Origin of the sequence: Streptomyces sp. NPDC006739, assembly GCF_042869815.1 — a bacterium.
GTDB lineage: Bacteria > Actinomycetota > Actinomycetes > Streptomycetales > Streptomycetaceae > Streptomyces.
Map to the genome: position 1 here is coordinate 34,208 of NZ_JBIAGM010000027.1, position 15,737 is coordinate 49,944.

Below are 15,737 nucleotides of genomic sequence, written 5' to 3' on the forward strand. Positions count from 1 at the left end.
ACCGCACGCACCGAAGGGAACGTCCCCATGCCGTCCGCCGAATCGCCCGCCCCGCAGGGCGGCTGCCCCGCCGGTCACGGCCGCCGCTCCTTCGTGAAGTCCGCGCTCGGCGCCGGCGCCGCCGGAGCGGTCCTGGCCGGCGGGGGATTCGCCCTCAGCCAGAGCGGTACGACCCGGGCCGAGGCGGCGGACAACGGCAACGCCACCAAGGTGCCCTTCCACGGCATCCACCAGGCGGGCATCGTCACCCCGGCGCCGGCCGCGGCCACCTTCGTCTCCCTCGACGTGATCGCCGGCTCCCGCGCCGAACTCGCCGATCTGCTGCGGACGATCACCGAGCGCGCCCGCTTCCTCACCTCCGGCGGCACCCCCACCGACCTCGGGGTCGGCGCCCCGCCCTCCGACAACGGCATCCTCGGCCCGGAGGTCCCCGCCGACGCGCTGACCGTCACCGTCGGCGTCGGCGCCTCCCTCTTCGACGACCGCTACGGCCTCGCGAAGGCCAGGCCCGCCCGGCTGACGCCCATGCGGACGTTCCCGAACGACAACCTGAACGCCGCCGAGTGCCACGGCGACCTCTCCCTCCAGCTCTGCGCGGGCAGTCAGGACACCGTGCTGCACGCACTGCGCGACATCGCCCGGCACACCCGGGGCGCGATGCAGATCAAGTGGCGTATCGACGGCTTCCAGAGCGCCCCGCGTCCCACCGGCGCCCAGCGCAACCTGCTCGGCTTCAAGGACGGCATCGCCAACCCGGACGTCACCTCCGCCCGCGAGACCGGCCGGCTCGTCTGGGTCGGCGACGGGCAGGGCGAACCGGCCTGGACGAAGAACGGCAGCTACCAGGTGATCCGGATCATCCGGATGCTGGTGGAGTTCTGGGACCGGGTCTCGCTGACCGAGCAGGAGAAGATGTTCGGTCGCCGCAAGGACACCGGTGCCCCGCTGGACGGCGCCCAGGAGACCGACATCCCCAACTACGCCAAGGACCCGCACGGCACCGCCATCCCCCTCGACGCGCACATCCGCCTCGCCAACCCGCGCACCGACGCCACCGACAGCTCCCGCATCCTGCGGCGCGGCTACAACTACGACCGGGGCGTGGACAACGTCGGCAACCTCGACATGGGCCTCGCCTTCTGCTGCTACCAGCAGGACGTCAAGCGCCAGTTCGAGGCCACCCAGACACGGCTGATCGACGAACCCCTGGTCGACTACATCTCGCCGACCGGCGGCGGCTACTTCTTCGCGCTGCCCGGGGTCGAGGACGCCAAGGACTGGCTGGGCCGGGGGATGCTCTCGGCCTGACCGGCCGCGAAGGCCGGGCACCGCACGTCCGTCACCCCCGCGGCGCCAGCTCCCGGTGCCATTTCGCCAGCTGTTTCTCCGGGTCCCCGGTGTACGACCACGGCGTGCGGGTCGCGCGCCGGTCCAGCAGGCGCAGCAGGGCCGACGCGATGTCCGCGGTGCCCGCCTGACAGGCCGCGTGCGCCAGGTAGTTGACGTCACGGAGTTCACCGGGCGCCGGCGGGCCGTCGCCGCGGGCCGCGATCCACCGCTGCCAGGTGCGGCGTACGTCGCTGACGGCACCGTCGTGGTCCCAGTGCCGGGCCAGCGACATCGAGGTGTGGCGGCCCTTCGCGCCGTCCAGCAGGGAACGGAACTCCTCGACCCGGGCGTACTGCACCAGCACCGGCAGCGCACAGCCGGGCGGGGCCACTCCGGCCGCGTCGCGGGCGAAGTCGTACATCAGGCCGTGCGTGCCGTGCCAGCGGGCCGAGTAGTAGTGCAGCACCTGGAGGTGGCCCTCCACGCTGTAGGGGTCGCGCTGGTGCAACTCGTCCCACCAGCGGCCCATTTCCTGGCGGCGCACACCGGTCGGATACAGCCGGGCCACCGACAGCAGCGAGGTCCACGGCGTCGGGTCCTCCGGGTACGCCTCGGTGGCGTGCAGACAGGAAAGGACGGCGGCGTCGACGCGGTCGGCGCCGATCGGCACCCCCCGGCCCGCCGCGATGGCCAGGGTGAAGGCCCGGGCCGCCTCGGTGGCCGCCCGCAGCACCAGCGCGTCGGCGTTGTGCGGCTCGGCGGCCAGCCAGGACTCCACCGTCGAACTGCCCGCGCAGGCCTGCGCCAGCAGCCGTACCCGGTGGCCGCGGGCCGGCCAGTCGACGCCGGTGGCCCGCAGCAGCTCCCGCAGGCCCTGCCAGCGGCCGATCACGATGTCCTGGCGGGCCGAGGTGAGTGGTGCGTCCCCGCAGTCGGGGTCGAAGTCGGGGACGTACTTGGGGACGGAACGGTCTCGCGCCATCGGGCTTCCCCTCAGAAGTCGGTGGGGAGGCCCTCGTGGGCGTCGGGCCGCGCGGCCGCGTGGTCACCGGGGACGTACTCCGCCTCGATGGTGCGGGTGGCGTCCAGCCTGGCGGGCCGGTAGTAGTCGCTGCCCCGCTTCCAGTACCAGAGCATCGGCACCAGGCCGACGGCCAGACCGCCGATGCCGATCGCGACGGCCGCGGAACTCAGCTGTCCCAGCGACTCGACGAGGATCCAGAACATGAACACCGCGCCGAACAGCGGCCACAGCCCGCCCAGCAGGAAGTCGGCCGGCGACTTCAGCAGCATCTTGCGGTAGGCGACGACCACCGCCAGCCCCGCCAGGCCGTAGTACACGGCGATCTGCAGACCGATCGCCGAGATGGCGTCGGACAGGATCTGGCCCACGCTGCCCAGGGCGTTGGAGGCGACGAACATCACCAGCGCCACCCCGCCGACCACGGCGACGGCCACCCAGGGCGTGTTCCAGGTGCGGTGCACCCGGCCCAGCGCGGACGGCATCGTACGGTCGCGGCCCATCGCGAACAGCGAGCGGGAGACCTGGATCAGCGTCGTCTCCAGGGTGGCCACGGTGGACAGCATCACGGCCACGATCAGCAGTCTGCCGCCCCAGCCCGGCCACACCTCCTCACCCAGCACGGTCAGCACGTTGGCGTCGTTCTCGGCGATCTGCCGGGAGGAGAGGATGACGTTCACCGCGATGGTGAACACCTCGAACAGCACGAAGACGATGCCGACACCGATCAGACCGGCCAGGCCCGTCGTGCGACGGCTGTTGCGGGTCTCCTCGCTGAGGTTGCTGGTGACGTCCCAGCCCCAGTAGTAGAACGCGGCGATCAGCGCCCCGGAGGCGAACCCGGACACACCGTCGAAGTGGGAGAAGCCGAGCCACGACCAGTCGAAGGCACGGGCGTTGCCGGAGTGGAAGAGCGCCAGCACCGCGAACAGCGTCAGGATCGCCAGCTCGACGCCGGACATCACCAGCTGGGCGCGGACGGTGAGACGGGCACCGCCGAGGACGACACCGAGCATGATCACGAACCAGACGGCGCCGACCACCGTCGACAGCGCCGTGTTCTCGGCGAGTCTGTCGTCGAAGAGCGCGAGCGTCATCGACCCGGCGGGCAGTGAGCCGGCGACCATGAAGATGGTCGCGGACACCACCAGCGCCCAGCCGCTGACGAAGCCCAGGAAGGGGTGCAGGGTGCGCCCCACCCACGAGTAACTGGCGCCCGCGTTCACGTCGATGCGGCTGAGGTAGCTGAAGGCGAGCGCGATGCCCAGCATCGGTATCGCGCACCACAGCAGCGCCGCCGGACTGGCCAGGCCCACCGCGCCGACCAGCACCGCGGTGGTGGCGGCGATGGAGTACGCCGGTGCGCTGCCCGCGACGGCCATGACCACCGTGTCGAACGTACCGAGGGCGTTGGCCTGCAGCCCTCTGCCCCTGCTGTTGCTCATGGTTGTACTGCTTTCCGGTCGTGCACGGGCACGGGGACCAGGCCCGGCGCGTACGGGAGTGGGGGGTGGGGGGAACCGCCTTCGACCCGGAGAGGGATGGCCTCGGGTCGGGGCCGGCCAGAAGAAGGGAAAGGGGTGGTGCGCACGTACGCCCAGTCGGCATCCGGTTACACCGCGTGTGGGTGTGATGATAGCGGCGCTCGTTGATGTTTCAAGATTGACCAGCCGGTAATCTCCCCGGCCGGTGGCCGCACCCAACCGCGCCGCTGGTCAAGCGGGTTGCCGGGGCCCGCGCACCGCGGAACGTGACCGTCCGGAGATCTGTGCGGCGCCTCCCGGGGTTAGGCCCGCGGCTGCGGGAAACGCGGATCGGGAGCCCCACACGCCCCGAGCGAGGAGAAGGAGGCGGCCATGAGCGCCCCGCAGCCCGAGCCCAGTCCGATGGCGGACGACGCGTACCAGCCCACCGGAACCAACGAGGAACAGGAGGACGCCGGGCCGCTGGACCTTCAGGACGCGCTGGACGAGCGGACCTACGACGACGTCCTCGACGAGGGCTACTCCCCGCCCGAACGGCCCCTGGGCGTCACCAGGCACGGCACGACCGCGGCCGAACAGCACGCGGGTGAGACCCTCGACGAGCGGCTGCGGCAGGAGGTGCCGGAGGTCGCGGACCCGGCCGGGGACGACATCGGCGACCTGCCCGGCGGCGCCGGTGAGCCGGTCGACGCGGAGGCGGGTGAGGCCCGGGCCGGCCGCCTGGTGGCCCCGGACGAGGGTGCCCACGCCGACACCACCAAGGAGGAGATCGCCTCGGACGTCGGCATCGACGGCGGCGCCGCGGGCGCCGAGGAGGCCGCGGTGCACGTCGTCCAGGACGACACGATCCTGCCCGAGCCCCCCGGCCCGGCCGGCTGAAGCCGGCCGGGCCTCCCCGGCGAAGGGGACCTACGGCAGCAGCTTCTCCACGGCCGCGTGGCCCTCGGTCTCCAGCTTGCGCCGGGCCCAGGCGAGGGTCGCCGGGGTGATGTCCCTGCCCGCCGCCATCACCAGGTCCTCCGGGGTGACGCCCTGGGCGGGAGCCGAGTGGAGCAGGGCGTCCGGGGTGGCGTGGTCGTCGATCGACCTGGACTCTTCGGGTTGTGACGTCGGCATGATGCCTCCTCCTCGGAACGGATGACCGCATCCGTGCCCGTGCGCGAGACCGGGGCACATTCCACGATTCCCCGCCCGGCCGCGCCCTGCATCCCGAACGCGCGCCGGACCGGCTGCCCGGCGCCTGCCCGCGCAGGGCCGGAACACTCGCCCCCGAGGGGTCCTAAGCTGGAAGCAGCCCGCACACCCCTCCCGGGGAGGCCGCCACATGGCCGAGACGTCGTTCCGGCAGTACGCGCCCGGAAGCTCCCGCTACCTGCCGATCGCCGAGCACGGACTCATCGGCGACCTGCGCAGCGTGGCCCTGGTCGGCAGCGACGGCACCATCGACTGGTACTGCTGCCCGGCCTTCGACTCGCCCAGCGTCTTCGCGGCCGTCCTGGACGCCGAGCGCGGCGGAGCCTTCGAGCTGGCCGCCGCCGTCCCGGCGCGCACCAAGCAGTTCTACTTCCCCGACACCAACGTGCTGATCACCCGGTTCTTCACCGAGGAGGGCGTCGGTGAGGTGCAGGACTTCATGCCGGTGGCCGGAGCGGACGAGCGCGGAGCGGGCGAGCACTGCGGCGAGGCGGGCCGGCACCGGCTGATCCGGCGCGTGGTGTGCGTGCGCGGCACCGTCCCCTTCCTGGCCCGCATCGCCCCGCGCTTCGACTACGGCGCTGCCCCGCACACCCTGCGCATCCTCGGCGACACCGCCCTGTTCGAGTCGCCGGTCCAGTCCCTCGCCCTCACCTCCACCGTGACCCTGGAGGGCGACGGTGCCGACGCCCGCGCCGACTTCAAGCTCGGCGAGGGCGAGTCCGCGGTGTTCGCCCTCGACCAGGTCGGCGGCGAGGTGGCCCCCCGGGGCTGTGCCCGCACCGAGGCCGAGCGGCAGTTCGCCGCGACCGTCGCCTACTGGCGGCGCTGGCTGTCGCAGTCCCGCTACCGCGGCCGCTGGCGCGAGATGGTGCACCGCTCCGCCCTCACCCTGAAGCTGCTCACCTACGCCCCCACGGGTGCCATCGTGGCCGCCCCCACCACCAGCCTCCCCGAGCAGCTCGGCGGCGAGCGCAACTGGGACTACCGCTATGTGTGGGTCCGCGACGCCGCCTTCGCCGTCTACGCGCTGCTGCGGCTCGGTTTCACCGGCGAGGCGGAGGCGTTCATGCGGTTCCTGAGCACGCACATCAGCCCCGGCTCCGGCGACGGCTCGGGGCCGCTGCAGATCATGTACGGCATCGACGGCCGCACCGAACTGCCCGAACGCGAACTGCCGCATCTGGAGGGACACCAGGGCTCCGCCCCGGTCCGGGTCGGCAACGCCGCCGCCGGGCAGCTCCAACTGGACATCTACGGCGCCCTGATCGACTCCATCTACCTCTACGACAAGTGGGCGCAGCCCATCTCCAGCGCCCACTGGGACGACGTGTGCCACCTGGTCGGCTGGGTGTGCGACCACTGGGACCAGCCCGACGAGGGCGTGTGGGAGACCCGCGGCGGACGCAAGGACTTCCTGTACTCGCGGCTGATGTGCTGGGTGGCGATCGAGCGGGCCATCCGCCTCGCCAACCGGCGCGGTCTGCCCGCCGACCTGCCCCGCTGGCGGCAGGCCCGCGACACCATCTACCGGCGGATCATGGACCGTGGCTGGTCGCGGCGGCGCGGCGCCTTCGTCCAGTACGAGGGCGGCGACGTCCTCGACGCCTCCCTGCTGATGATGCCGCTGGCCAAGTTCGTCGCCCCCACCGATCCCAAGTGGCTGTCCACCCTGGACGCCCTCACCGAGGACCTGGTCTCCGACTCCCTGGTCTACCGCTACGACCCGCAGGCCAGCCCCGACGGACTGCGCGGCGACGAAGGGACGTTCTCCATCTGCTCGTTCTGGTACGTGGAGGCCCTGGTGCGCGCCGGACGGACCGACGAGGCCCGGCTGGCCTTCGAGAAGATGCTCACCTACGCCAACCACCTCGGCCTGTACGCCGAGGAGATCGGCCGCACCGGCGAACAGCAGGGCAACTTCCCCCAGGCCTTCACGCACCTCGCCCTGATCAGCGCCGCCTTCAACCTGGACCTCGCCCTCGGCTGACCGGGCACCTCCGGTGTGCCGGCCGGGCGCATGGGTACCCGGGGGCTCCGGAAAGCAGGGAACGCGGGGTCGGACAGGGAGGAGACCCGCATGAGCAGCACCACCGAGACCGGCGACGTCACCGGCACCCGGGACAAGGACTACAACCTCATCTGGTACGTCGAGGCGTGTCTGAGCAACGCCCTGCGCCTGGAGTCCTACATCCAGGACGCGGAACGCGACAAGGACAACGAGGCCGCCGACCTCTTCCGCAAGGCTCAGGCCGACAGCCGCAAGGGCGCCGAGCTGGGAAAGCAGCTGCTGCGCTCGCGGCTGAACGGCGGCTGACCGGCCGCTCCGCTCGTACCCGGTCCCCGCGCGGGCGCCGCACGCGGCGGCGCCCGCGCGCTGTTGTCACGCTGTCGCCGGGGGCTCAGGGCAGCGTCTGCTCCGCCCAGATGATCTTCCCGGCCGGTGTGTAGCGGGTGCCCCAGCGTTCGGCGAGCTGTGCGACCAGGAACAGGCCTCGGCCCCCCTCGTCGGTGCTCGCCGCGTACCGCAGATGCGGCGAGGTGGTGCTGCTGTCGGAGACCTCGCAGATCAGCGTCCGCTCGTACAGCAGCCGTACCCCGATGGGGTCGCGGCCGTAGCGGATGGCGTTGGTGACCAGCTCGCTCAGGATCAGCTCCGTCGTGAACGACAGCTCGTCCAGGCCCCATTCGGTCAGTTGCCGGGACACCGCCGACCGGACCTCCGAGACGGCCGCCGGATCGGCGGGCACCTGCCACTCGGCGACCCGGTCGGGGCCGAGGACCCGGGTGCGGGCGACGATCAGCGCGATGTCGTCACTGGGCCGGGCCGGGAGGTGTTCCAGCACGGTCCGGCAGGTGTCCTCGGGGGATGCGCCGTCCGTGCGCCGCAGGGCGTCGCCCAGCAGGTCGAGGCCGACGTCGATGTCCCGTTCCCGGTCCTCCACCAGCCCGTCCGTGTACAGCACCAGCCGGCTGCCCTCGTCCAGCTCCAGATCGACGGTCTCGAACGGCAGTCCGCCCAGCCCCAGCGGCGGTCCGGCGGGCACGTCGGGGAACTCGACCCGGCCGTCGGGACGCACCAGCGCGGGCGGTGGATGGCCGGCCCGAGCGACGGTGCAGCGCCGGGCCACCGGATCGTAGACCGCGTACAGACAGGTCGCGCCGGTGACCGCGGCGGCCCCGTCGGCCGGGGTCTCGTCCTGGTCGATCCGGCCCACCAACTCGTCCAGCAGGGACAGGAGTTCGTCGGGTAGCAGGTCGAGCGCGGAGAAGTTGTGCACCGCCGTGCGCAGCCGCCCCATCGTGGCCGCCGCGTGCAGCCCGTGCCCCACGACGTCCCCCACCACCAGCGCCACCCGGGCGCCCGACAGCGGCAGCACGTCGAACCAGTCGCCGCCCACGCCCGCCTGCGCCGGCAGATAGCGGTAGGCGATCTCCAGGGCGTCCTGCTCGGGCAGGGTGCGCGGCAGCAGGCTGCGCTGCAGCGCCACCGCCATACCGTGCTCGCGCGTGTAGCGGCGGGCGTTGTCGATGGACACCGCGGCCCGGGCCACCAGCTCCTCGGCCAGCGCCAGCTCCTCGCTGTCGAACGGCTGGGGCTTCTCGGCCCGCCAGAAGTTGGCCACGCCGAGGACCAGACTGCCCGCCCGCAACGGCACCGTGATCAGCGAGTGGATGCCGAACGCGACGACCTGTCCGGTGCGCTCCAGGTCCTGCGCCAGCCAGCCCGGCGCCTGCCGCAGCCGGGGCTCCACGACGGCCTGCCCGGACAGCAGACTGCGGGCCTGCGGGGAGGTCTCCACGAACCGGATGCGTTCACCCACCGGATACAGCGGGGCGTCCTTGCGGATGCCGCTGACCGCGGTGCGCCGCAGCGCGGCACCGGGCTGCGGCTCCTCCCCTTTCAGCACCGCTTCGAACAGGTCCACGGTGGCGAAGTCCGCGAACCGGGGCACGGCCAGCTCCGCCAGCTCCTCGGCCGTGCGGGTCACGTCCAGACTGGTGCCGATGCCGACACCCGCGTCGTACAGCATGTTGAGCCGCTCGCGCGCCACCTCGGCGCGGCCGGACAGGGCGCGCAGCTCCGTGGAGTCGCGCAGCGTGGTGACGCTGCCGGCCGGGCCGCCGCGCAGGTCGGTGGGTCGCTGGTTGATCGCCAGCAGCCGGTCCTTGACCAGGTGCACCTCGTCCGTGGCGACCCGCCCGGAGGCGAGCAGCGCGGCCGTGTCGCCGTCCAGCCCCAGGTCCAGCACATGCCGGCGCTCGGCGTCGGCGGGCAGGTCCAGCAGCCGGTGCGCCTCGTCGTTGGCGAGCAGCAGCCGGCCCTCGCCGCCGACGATCAGGACACCCTCGCGCACCGCGTGCAGCACCGCGTCGTGGTGCTCGTACATCCGGGTCATCTCGTACGGTCCGAGCCCGTGCGTCTGGCGCAGCAGGCGCCGGCTCACCAGGGCCGTGCCCGCGGTGGCCAGGGCGAGGGCGGCGGCGGCCGCCGCGAGCAGCAGGGGCAGCTGCTGGTCGGCGGCACCGCCCACGTGCGCGGTGGTGATGCCGGACGACACCAGCCCGACGACCCGGCCGCTCGGATCCCGGACGGGCACCACCACCTGCACCAGTGGCCCTATGGTCCCGTTGATCTCCTCGACGACGGTGCCCCCGGCCACGGCCGGCGCGATGGTGCCGACGAACTTCTTGCCGATCCGGTCCGGTTTGGGATGCGTGTAGCGGATGCCGTCGGTGTTCATCACCACGATGAAGTCCACGCCGGTCGCCATCCGGGCGGCCTCCGCCCTCGGCTGGAGGACCGCCGTCGGATCCGGGGAGCGCAGCGCCGCCACCATGCCGGGGGAGTCGGCGAACGACTCGGCGACCGCGAGCGAGCGGTTGCGGGCCTCCAGGCTGGTGTCGTGCCGCACCTGCAGCACCTGCGCCACCACGGCCGACACCACCAGCAGCAGGACGATCACCACTTGGAGGACGAACACCTGACCGGCCACACTGCGTCGGCTCACCGCGGACCGCAGCACCCCGGGGCTGTCCGGGGACGGTCCGGTTCCGTCCTGTGGCCGAGGGCCGAGCGGTGCGTGCGGGTACCCGGGAGGACGGGGCGGCCGAGTCGCGGGCCGGCCGGGCAGTCGGACCATGTGCCATGTCTACACTGCCCGGCCCCCGTAGGCGAGGCCCGTCACACCAGGTGACAGCCCGTGATGCCCTCCGGTGGACGTACGGGGCCGTCGGTCACCCGCGGTGTGCGGACACCGGGCGCCGGGTGGCGAGCAGCAGTGCGACGTCGTCGGGGCGGTCCGTGGCGTGCCGCGCCGTCGCGGTGAGCCGGTCGGCGACCCCGGCCAGGGAGCGGCCGCCGCGCCGCCCGGCGGCCCCGCCGGCCTTGGCCAGCGCCCTGCGCAGCGCCGCGATCCCGTCGTCGATGTCGGCACCGGGCCGTTCCACCAGCCCGTCGGTGTACAGCGCGAGGATGGCGTCCGGTTCCAGGCTCAGCTCGGCCACCGGGTAGCGGGCCAGCGGATCCACGCCGAGGACGACCCCGCCGGGCAGGTCCAGGACCCGGGTACGGCCGTCAGGGGAGCGCAGCAGCGGCGGCGGATGTCCGGCGCGGGCCACCCGGGCGAGTCCGGTGGCGGGGTCCAGACGCAGATAGCAACAGCTCGCGAACTGGCCCGGATCGAGATCGATGAGCAGATGGTTCGTGCCGCTCATCACCTCGTCGGGCGGCCGGTCGCCGAGCGCGAACGCCCTCACCGCGCTGCGCAGTTGGCCCATGGTGGCCGCCGCCTGCACACCGTGCCCCTGGACGTCCCCGATGACCAGGGCGAGCCCGTCCCCGGCCTCGACCACGTCGTACCAGTCCCCGCCGACGTCCAGGCCCTGCGTGCCGGGCAGATAGCGCCCCGCGGTCTCCACCCCGGGGTGGGCCGACAGCCGCCTGGGCAGCAGGGCCTGCTGCAGCCCCCGGGCGAGGGCGGCCTCGCTGTCGTAGCGCTGGGCCCGCTCCATGGCGTGGGCGATCAGCCCGGCGAGGGCGGTGAGAACCGTGCGTTCCTCGGTACTGAAGCTGCGCGAGCGGTCGAAGCCGAGGATGCAGGAGCCGACCGGCCGCCCCGAGGCGATCAGCGGCAGAAAGGCACGGGCGCCCTCGTCGGCGTCCAGCAGGATGCCCGGGTAGGCGGCCGCCAGTTGCTGCATCGACTCGAAGAACAGCGGTCGTCCGGTGGTCAGCGTCTCCACGCCGGGCAGATGGGCGTCGAGACCGACGCCCTCGAAGGGGACGAGGAAGCCCTGCGGGAAGCCGGTCTCCCAGGCCAGGAACATGTGCCGGTCCTGGAGCAGGTAGATGGCGAGGTGGCGGCCGCCGAACGCGGGCAGCAGCTCCTGCATGACCACCTCCGACACCTGCCGGGCGGTCACCGCGTCGGTCAGCGCGATGGCGAGGACGATGGGCCGGTACGCCGGGGTCGTCGACGGCCCGCCCGCCACCGTGCGGCCGTCGGCGTGCACGGTGGTCGTCACGGGGTCGTCGGGAGCCAGGTCCTCGGGGGCGTCCATCCGGTTCACCGGGACGAGTGTGCAGGTGAGCAGGTCGGGGCCGGGGTGCACGGACAGGGCCAGCCACTCGCCGCGGTCGGACTCGCCGGTGCCGTCCGCGGGCCGGCGGGCCTCGAAGCGCACCGGACCCGGCGCCAGCAGCGCGCCGCGCAGGTGGTCGTCGTACGGCGGCCCGTTCAGCCAGGGCAGGGCCTCCCACAGGGGGTGGCCGAGGAGCTGGCTCCGCCGGCGTCCGGTGAGCCGTGCCGCGGCCTGGTTGGCGTAGACGATCAGCCCCATCCGGTCCAGGCAGAACACGCCCTGCGGGAGCAGGTCGGCCGCACCGTGGGCCGAGGCGGCGGCGCCCGGCTCGACCACGGTCCCGACGACCGGCGGCGGGTTCCCGGCGTCCGGGGACCACAGGTCCAGCACGCGCGGGGCGCCGTCCCCGGACCGCACCGCCAGCGGCGCGGGCGGCGGTCTCCCGGCGGCGGTCTCGCGCAACGCGGCCAGGATCCGGTGGGCGTCGGCCGGCGCCAGGACCCGCGCGAGCGCCGCGCCCGAGTCCGGGAACTCCGCGGGCGGCACCCCCAGCAGAGCGGGCAGCCGGTCGTCCGTGCGCACCGCCGAGGTCTCGGGGTCCCAGGTGAAATGTCCCACCCGGGCCTCGGCGGGCCGGGTCTGCGGCGGCCGGACGCACAGCGGCTCCGCGTCCCAGACGACGGCCGAATTGTCCCCGCCGGCCAGGCCGCCCAGCTCGGCGCCCAGCCGCCCGGCCAGCCGGGCCAGGCGGTCCCGGTCCAGCAGCTCGTCCACCGTGTCGGACGAGGACGGACGCAGCACGGTGAGCACCCCGAAGGCCCCGGCCGCCGCTCCCGGCACGGGCACGTGCACGGACCCGAACTGGAAGGGCAGGCCCGCCGCGAACTGGGGATAGCGGCGCATCGTCTCCGCCGCGTCGGACAGCACCACCGGCGCCCCGAGCCGGTAGGCGTCGGCGACCGGGAAGGGGCGGTCCACGTGCAGCCGCCACCAGGGCCGGAACAGCGGGCCGGGCAGCCCCACCAGCACGGCGAGCCGCAGCAGACCGGGCGTACCGGAGCGCAGGTACACCCCCGCCGCGCTCCCGCCCGCCGCGCCGAGCGCGCCGGTCGAGGCGTCGACCAGCAGCGCGGTCAGCCGGGCCCGCGTGCGGAGGCTGCGCTCCCCGCTCCCAGTCATCGCTCCTACCTCGTCGTCATCGTCCCTGCCGCGTCCCTGCGCCGCCAGGTGGGTGACACAGCAAGAATGCGCCCCGGGGACGCGGGAGCGCACCTGGGGGGACGGTGATCGTCCGGTGAAGGGGAGGGCCGGCCTGGACGGTCGAGCCCGGTGCCGACGCGCCGACAGGTCATCTGGAGAGGCACCGGCCCCGGCCCTCAGTTCTCGGTCATGTCCGGCGGCGGCAGGGGTTCCCGTGCGGCGCGCATGCTGCGCAGCGCCAGGAGCAGGACACCGATGTCGTCCAGATAGATGGGGTCGGGCAGCAGGTCGGTCGGCAGCACCAGGTACAGCACCGCGCCCCAGAACACCCAGCGCGGGCCGGTCGGCAGCCCGGCCCGCCGCAGTGCGCGCCGGGTGCGGACCAGCCGTATCAGCAGGCCGACAGCGAGGGCGAGCAGCGCCGCCGCGACGACGGCGGCGATCAGCAGCAGGGTCGCGGTGGTGTCCATCGGGGCGGGTCTCCTGTCCTGCGGTGCATCAGGGCGGCCCGGGCCTTGCGGGCCTTCCCATGTCACCTTCCCGGTCCCGGCGTTCGTACCGCCCTCGCGGGCGGCGCGCTACCCCTTCTTCGCGCCGCCCTTCAGCCGTTCGAAGGTCCGGGTCAGCTGCTGCAAGGGGGAGACGGCAGCGGCACCCGGTTGCTGCTGCGGCGGATCGGCGGGGGCGGGGGTGTCCCGGTAGGCGGTCAGCGCCTCGTGGGCCCTCTCGGCGGCCTCCCGGTACAGGTCCCGGGACTTGGTCATGGCCTCCAGCGCCTCGGCGTACATGGCGACGAGCCGGCGCGCCCGGTCCAGCTCCTCCTGGAGGGTCAGCAGGCTCCAGTTCCCGCGCAGATCGGTCAGCGCCTCCTCCGCACCCGGCGGCAGGGGCCTGGGCAGGGCGGTGAACCGCCGGAGCACCTCCAGGAGTTCGGTGGGCTCCGAGCCGTCCAGGAAGACGCTGCGCACGCAGTGGTCCTGCCCGACGTAACCGGCCGGTGCGGGATCCGGCGGCAGCAGCACCGCCCCGCCGCGCGGCACCTCGACGCCGAGGTCCTTCAGGGCCCAGTTGACGGCACGCAGTTGGTGCGGCGCCGCCCGGTGCTCGACCACGCGGTGGCGCAGGCCGGGCGGCAGCAGCCGGGTCAGCGGCAGCCGTCCCTTCGCGTCCGGGGTCATCGCCTCGTGCACGACGAGGTTCACGCACCAGGCGTCGCGGGCGGCGGAGCGCAGCAGACGCCGTATCTCCTTGTCGTCCGTCGGCAACGGATTGACCCGCCCGAAGCGCAGGCCGGGGACGGCAGGGTGACGGTCCCAGATGCCGTCGCCGCCGTCGTGGTCGTCATCGGACCCCTGCCCCTCGGGCCCCTCGGGCCCCTCGGACCTCTCCGGTGCCTCGGGCCAGAACATCGTCGCGGGCGACGGCCACCTGTCGTCCCAGGGGCGCTCCGCCTCCGCGACGAGCACCCACTCCTGCCCCTCCTCCCGCTCCGGCGCGGACACGAGCGTCAGGCGGGCCCGCACGGTCACCTCACCGCCGGCCCGCCAGCGTGCCTCGAAGACCCGCCGGTCGGAGACCTCGGGCGAGGCGGCCGAGGCTTGGGCGTCGGGGGTGTCGGGGGCGTCGAGCGACTCGGGCAACTCGGATGAATCGGGCTTTTCGTCGGGGTGGGCGGGTTCGGTGAAGTCGTCGATGGCCCCGCTCTCCTTGCGGAGGCCCAGACGGCGGCGCACGACGTCCTCGGCGGCGGGACCGGTATGACGGCCGCGGGCCGCCCAGAGGGTCAGCGGGGTCTGCGGGGTGGTGGCGCGGTCGGTGGCGGAGTTCGACATGAGCCAATCTGCGGATGGGGGCGGGGGTCCGCCTCCCAGTATCACTGTCTGCGCTCGCGACACGCAGGGCGGGGGCCCGCGAGTCGAGCCGCCGCCGGGTGCGTCCGCAGAAATAAGCGCCGGACAGCGGGATCGGATTCGCCCCGGACGGAGAGCCCGCTCCCGCCGTGCCCCAACGCGACTGGAGTCCGTGTCCACTCCCGCCCATGGCGGGAGCTGGATCCGGTCAACGACTCTTTTCCGGGGAGGAATCTGTCGACTCTGCTGCGTGGCGACCCAGTCGCGACTTGAGCTCAGTTCGCCGCGCTGGCGGCGTAGGTCGGGTGAGTGGACCCTCAGGCGCCGGACTCCAACGCGTGGGACGGCCCCTTGCCGACGGGCGTTTCGTCGGCTGGAGGGCGCCGGCGGCGCAGTCTTCGCGGAACGGGGTCTTGGTCGAGCGGCCCTACGACGATGCTCGCCGTCATGATCTGGCCGACGATCAGCACCGCGAGGGTCACCTTCAGGCCCAGTCTCCCGGGTACGGCCGGCCGTGGGCCGAGCTGCGGTTCAGCCGTTCCCAGGGGATCGGAGGTGACCTGCACAGTGCTGCCCACCCGCGGATAGCCCCCGACGGCGAACGTCGTGCCGTCGCCCAGACGGACATGGACCCCGACCACCATGGGACCGTGGTCGCCTTGCGTGGACCAGGGCCCGGTGACCACGCCCGTAGCCGTCACCCCGCGATCGTGCAGGATCTGCTGTTCGACATCGTCCCTGCCGAAGACGATGGCCGTGAACCAACTGGCGAGGACGACAACAACGCCGGCACAGCAGACCACTACCCTCCATCTACCGGCCCGGCCACTCCAGCGCTGCCCGTCGTACAGGTACACCGCCGCGACCCACAGATGGAACAGCAGGCCCGCGATCGCGAGCACGAGGACCAGACCCTTGTCGTCCTCGCGCCACAAGTCCGGCACGAACCGTAGCGCAAGCAGCGAAATCCCCGACGGAACGGCTGCCGCCAGCGCCCACCACACCGACCACAGCAGCGCCCGCGGCGCCCTCCGCACCAAGATGCCCCCCATCCCGCCAGAGTGACCGGCCGCT

The 15,737-nt window shown here is 73.3% G+C and carries 12 protein-coding genes; 4 read left to right on the plus strand and 8 right to left on the minus strand.

The window, feature by feature from the left end; translation table 11 throughout:
* Positions 1-27: 27 nt before the first annotated feature.
* On the plus strand, positions 28-1,308 hold the full coding sequence (gene efeB, locus ACFYMM_RS36150; protein WP_388394834.1) for an iron uptake transporter deferrochelatase/peroxidase subunit: 1,281 nt from the start codon (positions 28-30) through the stop codon (positions 1,306-1,308).
* 31 nt (positions 1,309-1,339) lie between these two features.
* Here efeB and ACFYMM_RS36155 read toward each other — a convergent pair whose 3' ends face one another.
* Positions 1,340-2,311 (minus strand): hypothetical protein, encoded by a 972-nt coding sequence (locus ACFYMM_RS36155; RefSeq protein ID WP_388394837.1) that lies wholly within the window; start codon positions 2,309-2,311, stop codon positions 1,340-1,342.
* A gap of 11 nt (positions 2,312-2,322) precedes the next feature.
* Positions 2,323-3,795 (minus strand): APC family permease, encoded by a 1,473-nt coding sequence (locus ACFYMM_RS36160; protein WP_388394840.1) that lies wholly within the window; start codon positions 3,793-3,795, stop codon positions 2,323-2,325.
* Positions 3,796-4,206: 411 nt separating this feature from the next.
* On the opposite strand from ACFYMM_RS36160, the gene ACFYMM_RS36165 reads away from it, so the two are divergent.
* Positions 4,207-4,713, plus strand: a complete 507-nt coding sequence (locus tag ACFYMM_RS36165) for a DUF5709 domain-containing protein (RefSeq protein ID WP_388394843.1) — start codon at positions 4,207-4,209, stop codon at positions 4,711-4,713.
* A 30-nt stretch (positions 4,714-4,743) separates the two neighbouring features.
* Here ACFYMM_RS36165 and ACFYMM_RS36170 read toward each other — a convergent pair whose 3' ends face one another.
* Positions 4,744-4,950: a hypothetical protein gene (locus tag ACFYMM_RS36170; RefSeq protein WP_388394846.1), complete on the minus strand. Its 207-nt coding sequence runs from the start codon at positions 4,948-4,950 to the stop codon at positions 4,744-4,746.
* A gap of 208 nt (positions 4,951-5,158) precedes the next feature.
* On the opposite strand from ACFYMM_RS36170, the gene ACFYMM_RS36175 reads away from it, so the two are divergent.
* Both ACFYMM_RS36175 and ACFYMM_RS36180 read left to right on the plus strand, forming a co-directional pair.
* A complete protein-coding gene (locus ACFYMM_RS36175) occupies positions 5,159-7,018 on the plus strand; it encodes a glycoside hydrolase family 15 protein (RefSeq protein ID WP_388394849.1) in 1,860 nt (619 codons plus the stop codon).
* A 90-nt stretch (positions 7,019-7,108) separates the two neighbouring features.
* Complete coding sequence (locus ACFYMM_RS36180; protein ID WP_388394850.1) at positions 7,109-7,345, plus strand: hypothetical protein; 237 nt, start codon at positions 7,109-7,111, stop codon at positions 7,343-7,345.
* 85 nt (positions 7,346-7,430) lie between these two features.
* On the opposite strand, the gene ACFYMM_RS36185 is transcribed toward ACFYMM_RS36180, so the two are convergent.
* The 5 genes from ACFYMM_RS36185 to ACFYMM_RS36205 all read right to left on the minus strand — a co-directional run bounded on the left by ACFYMM_RS36185 (position 7,431) and on the right by ACFYMM_RS36205 (position 15,715).
* On the minus strand, positions 7,431-10,172 hold the full coding sequence (locus ACFYMM_RS36185) for a SpoIIE family protein phosphatase (RefSeq protein ID WP_388394852.1): 2,742 nt from the start codon (positions 10,170-10,172) through the stop codon (positions 7,431-7,433).
* A 94-nt stretch (positions 10,173-10,266) separates the two neighbouring features.
* Positions 10,267-12,792: a SpoIIE family protein phosphatase gene (locus ACFYMM_RS36190; RefSeq protein ID WP_388394855.1), complete on the minus strand. Its 2,526-nt coding sequence runs from the start codon at positions 12,790-12,792 to the stop codon at positions 10,267-10,269.
* A gap of 197 nt (positions 12,793-12,989) precedes the next feature.
* A complete protein-coding gene (locus ACFYMM_RS36195; RefSeq protein WP_388394857.1) occupies positions 12,990-13,283 on the minus strand; it encodes a YkvA family protein in 294 nt (97 codons plus the stop codon).
* Positions 13,284-13,391: 108 nt separating this feature from the next.
* On the minus strand, positions 13,392-14,645 hold the full coding sequence (locus ACFYMM_RS36200) for a hypothetical protein (protein ID WP_388394859.1): 1,254 nt from the start codon (positions 14,643-14,645) through the stop codon (positions 13,392-13,394).
* A gap of 335 nt (positions 14,646-14,980) precedes the next feature.
* Positions 14,981-15,715 carry a hypothetical protein gene (locus ACFYMM_RS36205; RefSeq protein ID WP_388394861.1) on the minus strand — a complete coding sequence of 245 codons (735 nt, stop codon included), beginning with the start codon at positions 15,713-15,715 and terminating at the stop codon, positions 14,981-14,983.
* Positions 15,716-15,737: the final 22 nt, after the last annotated feature.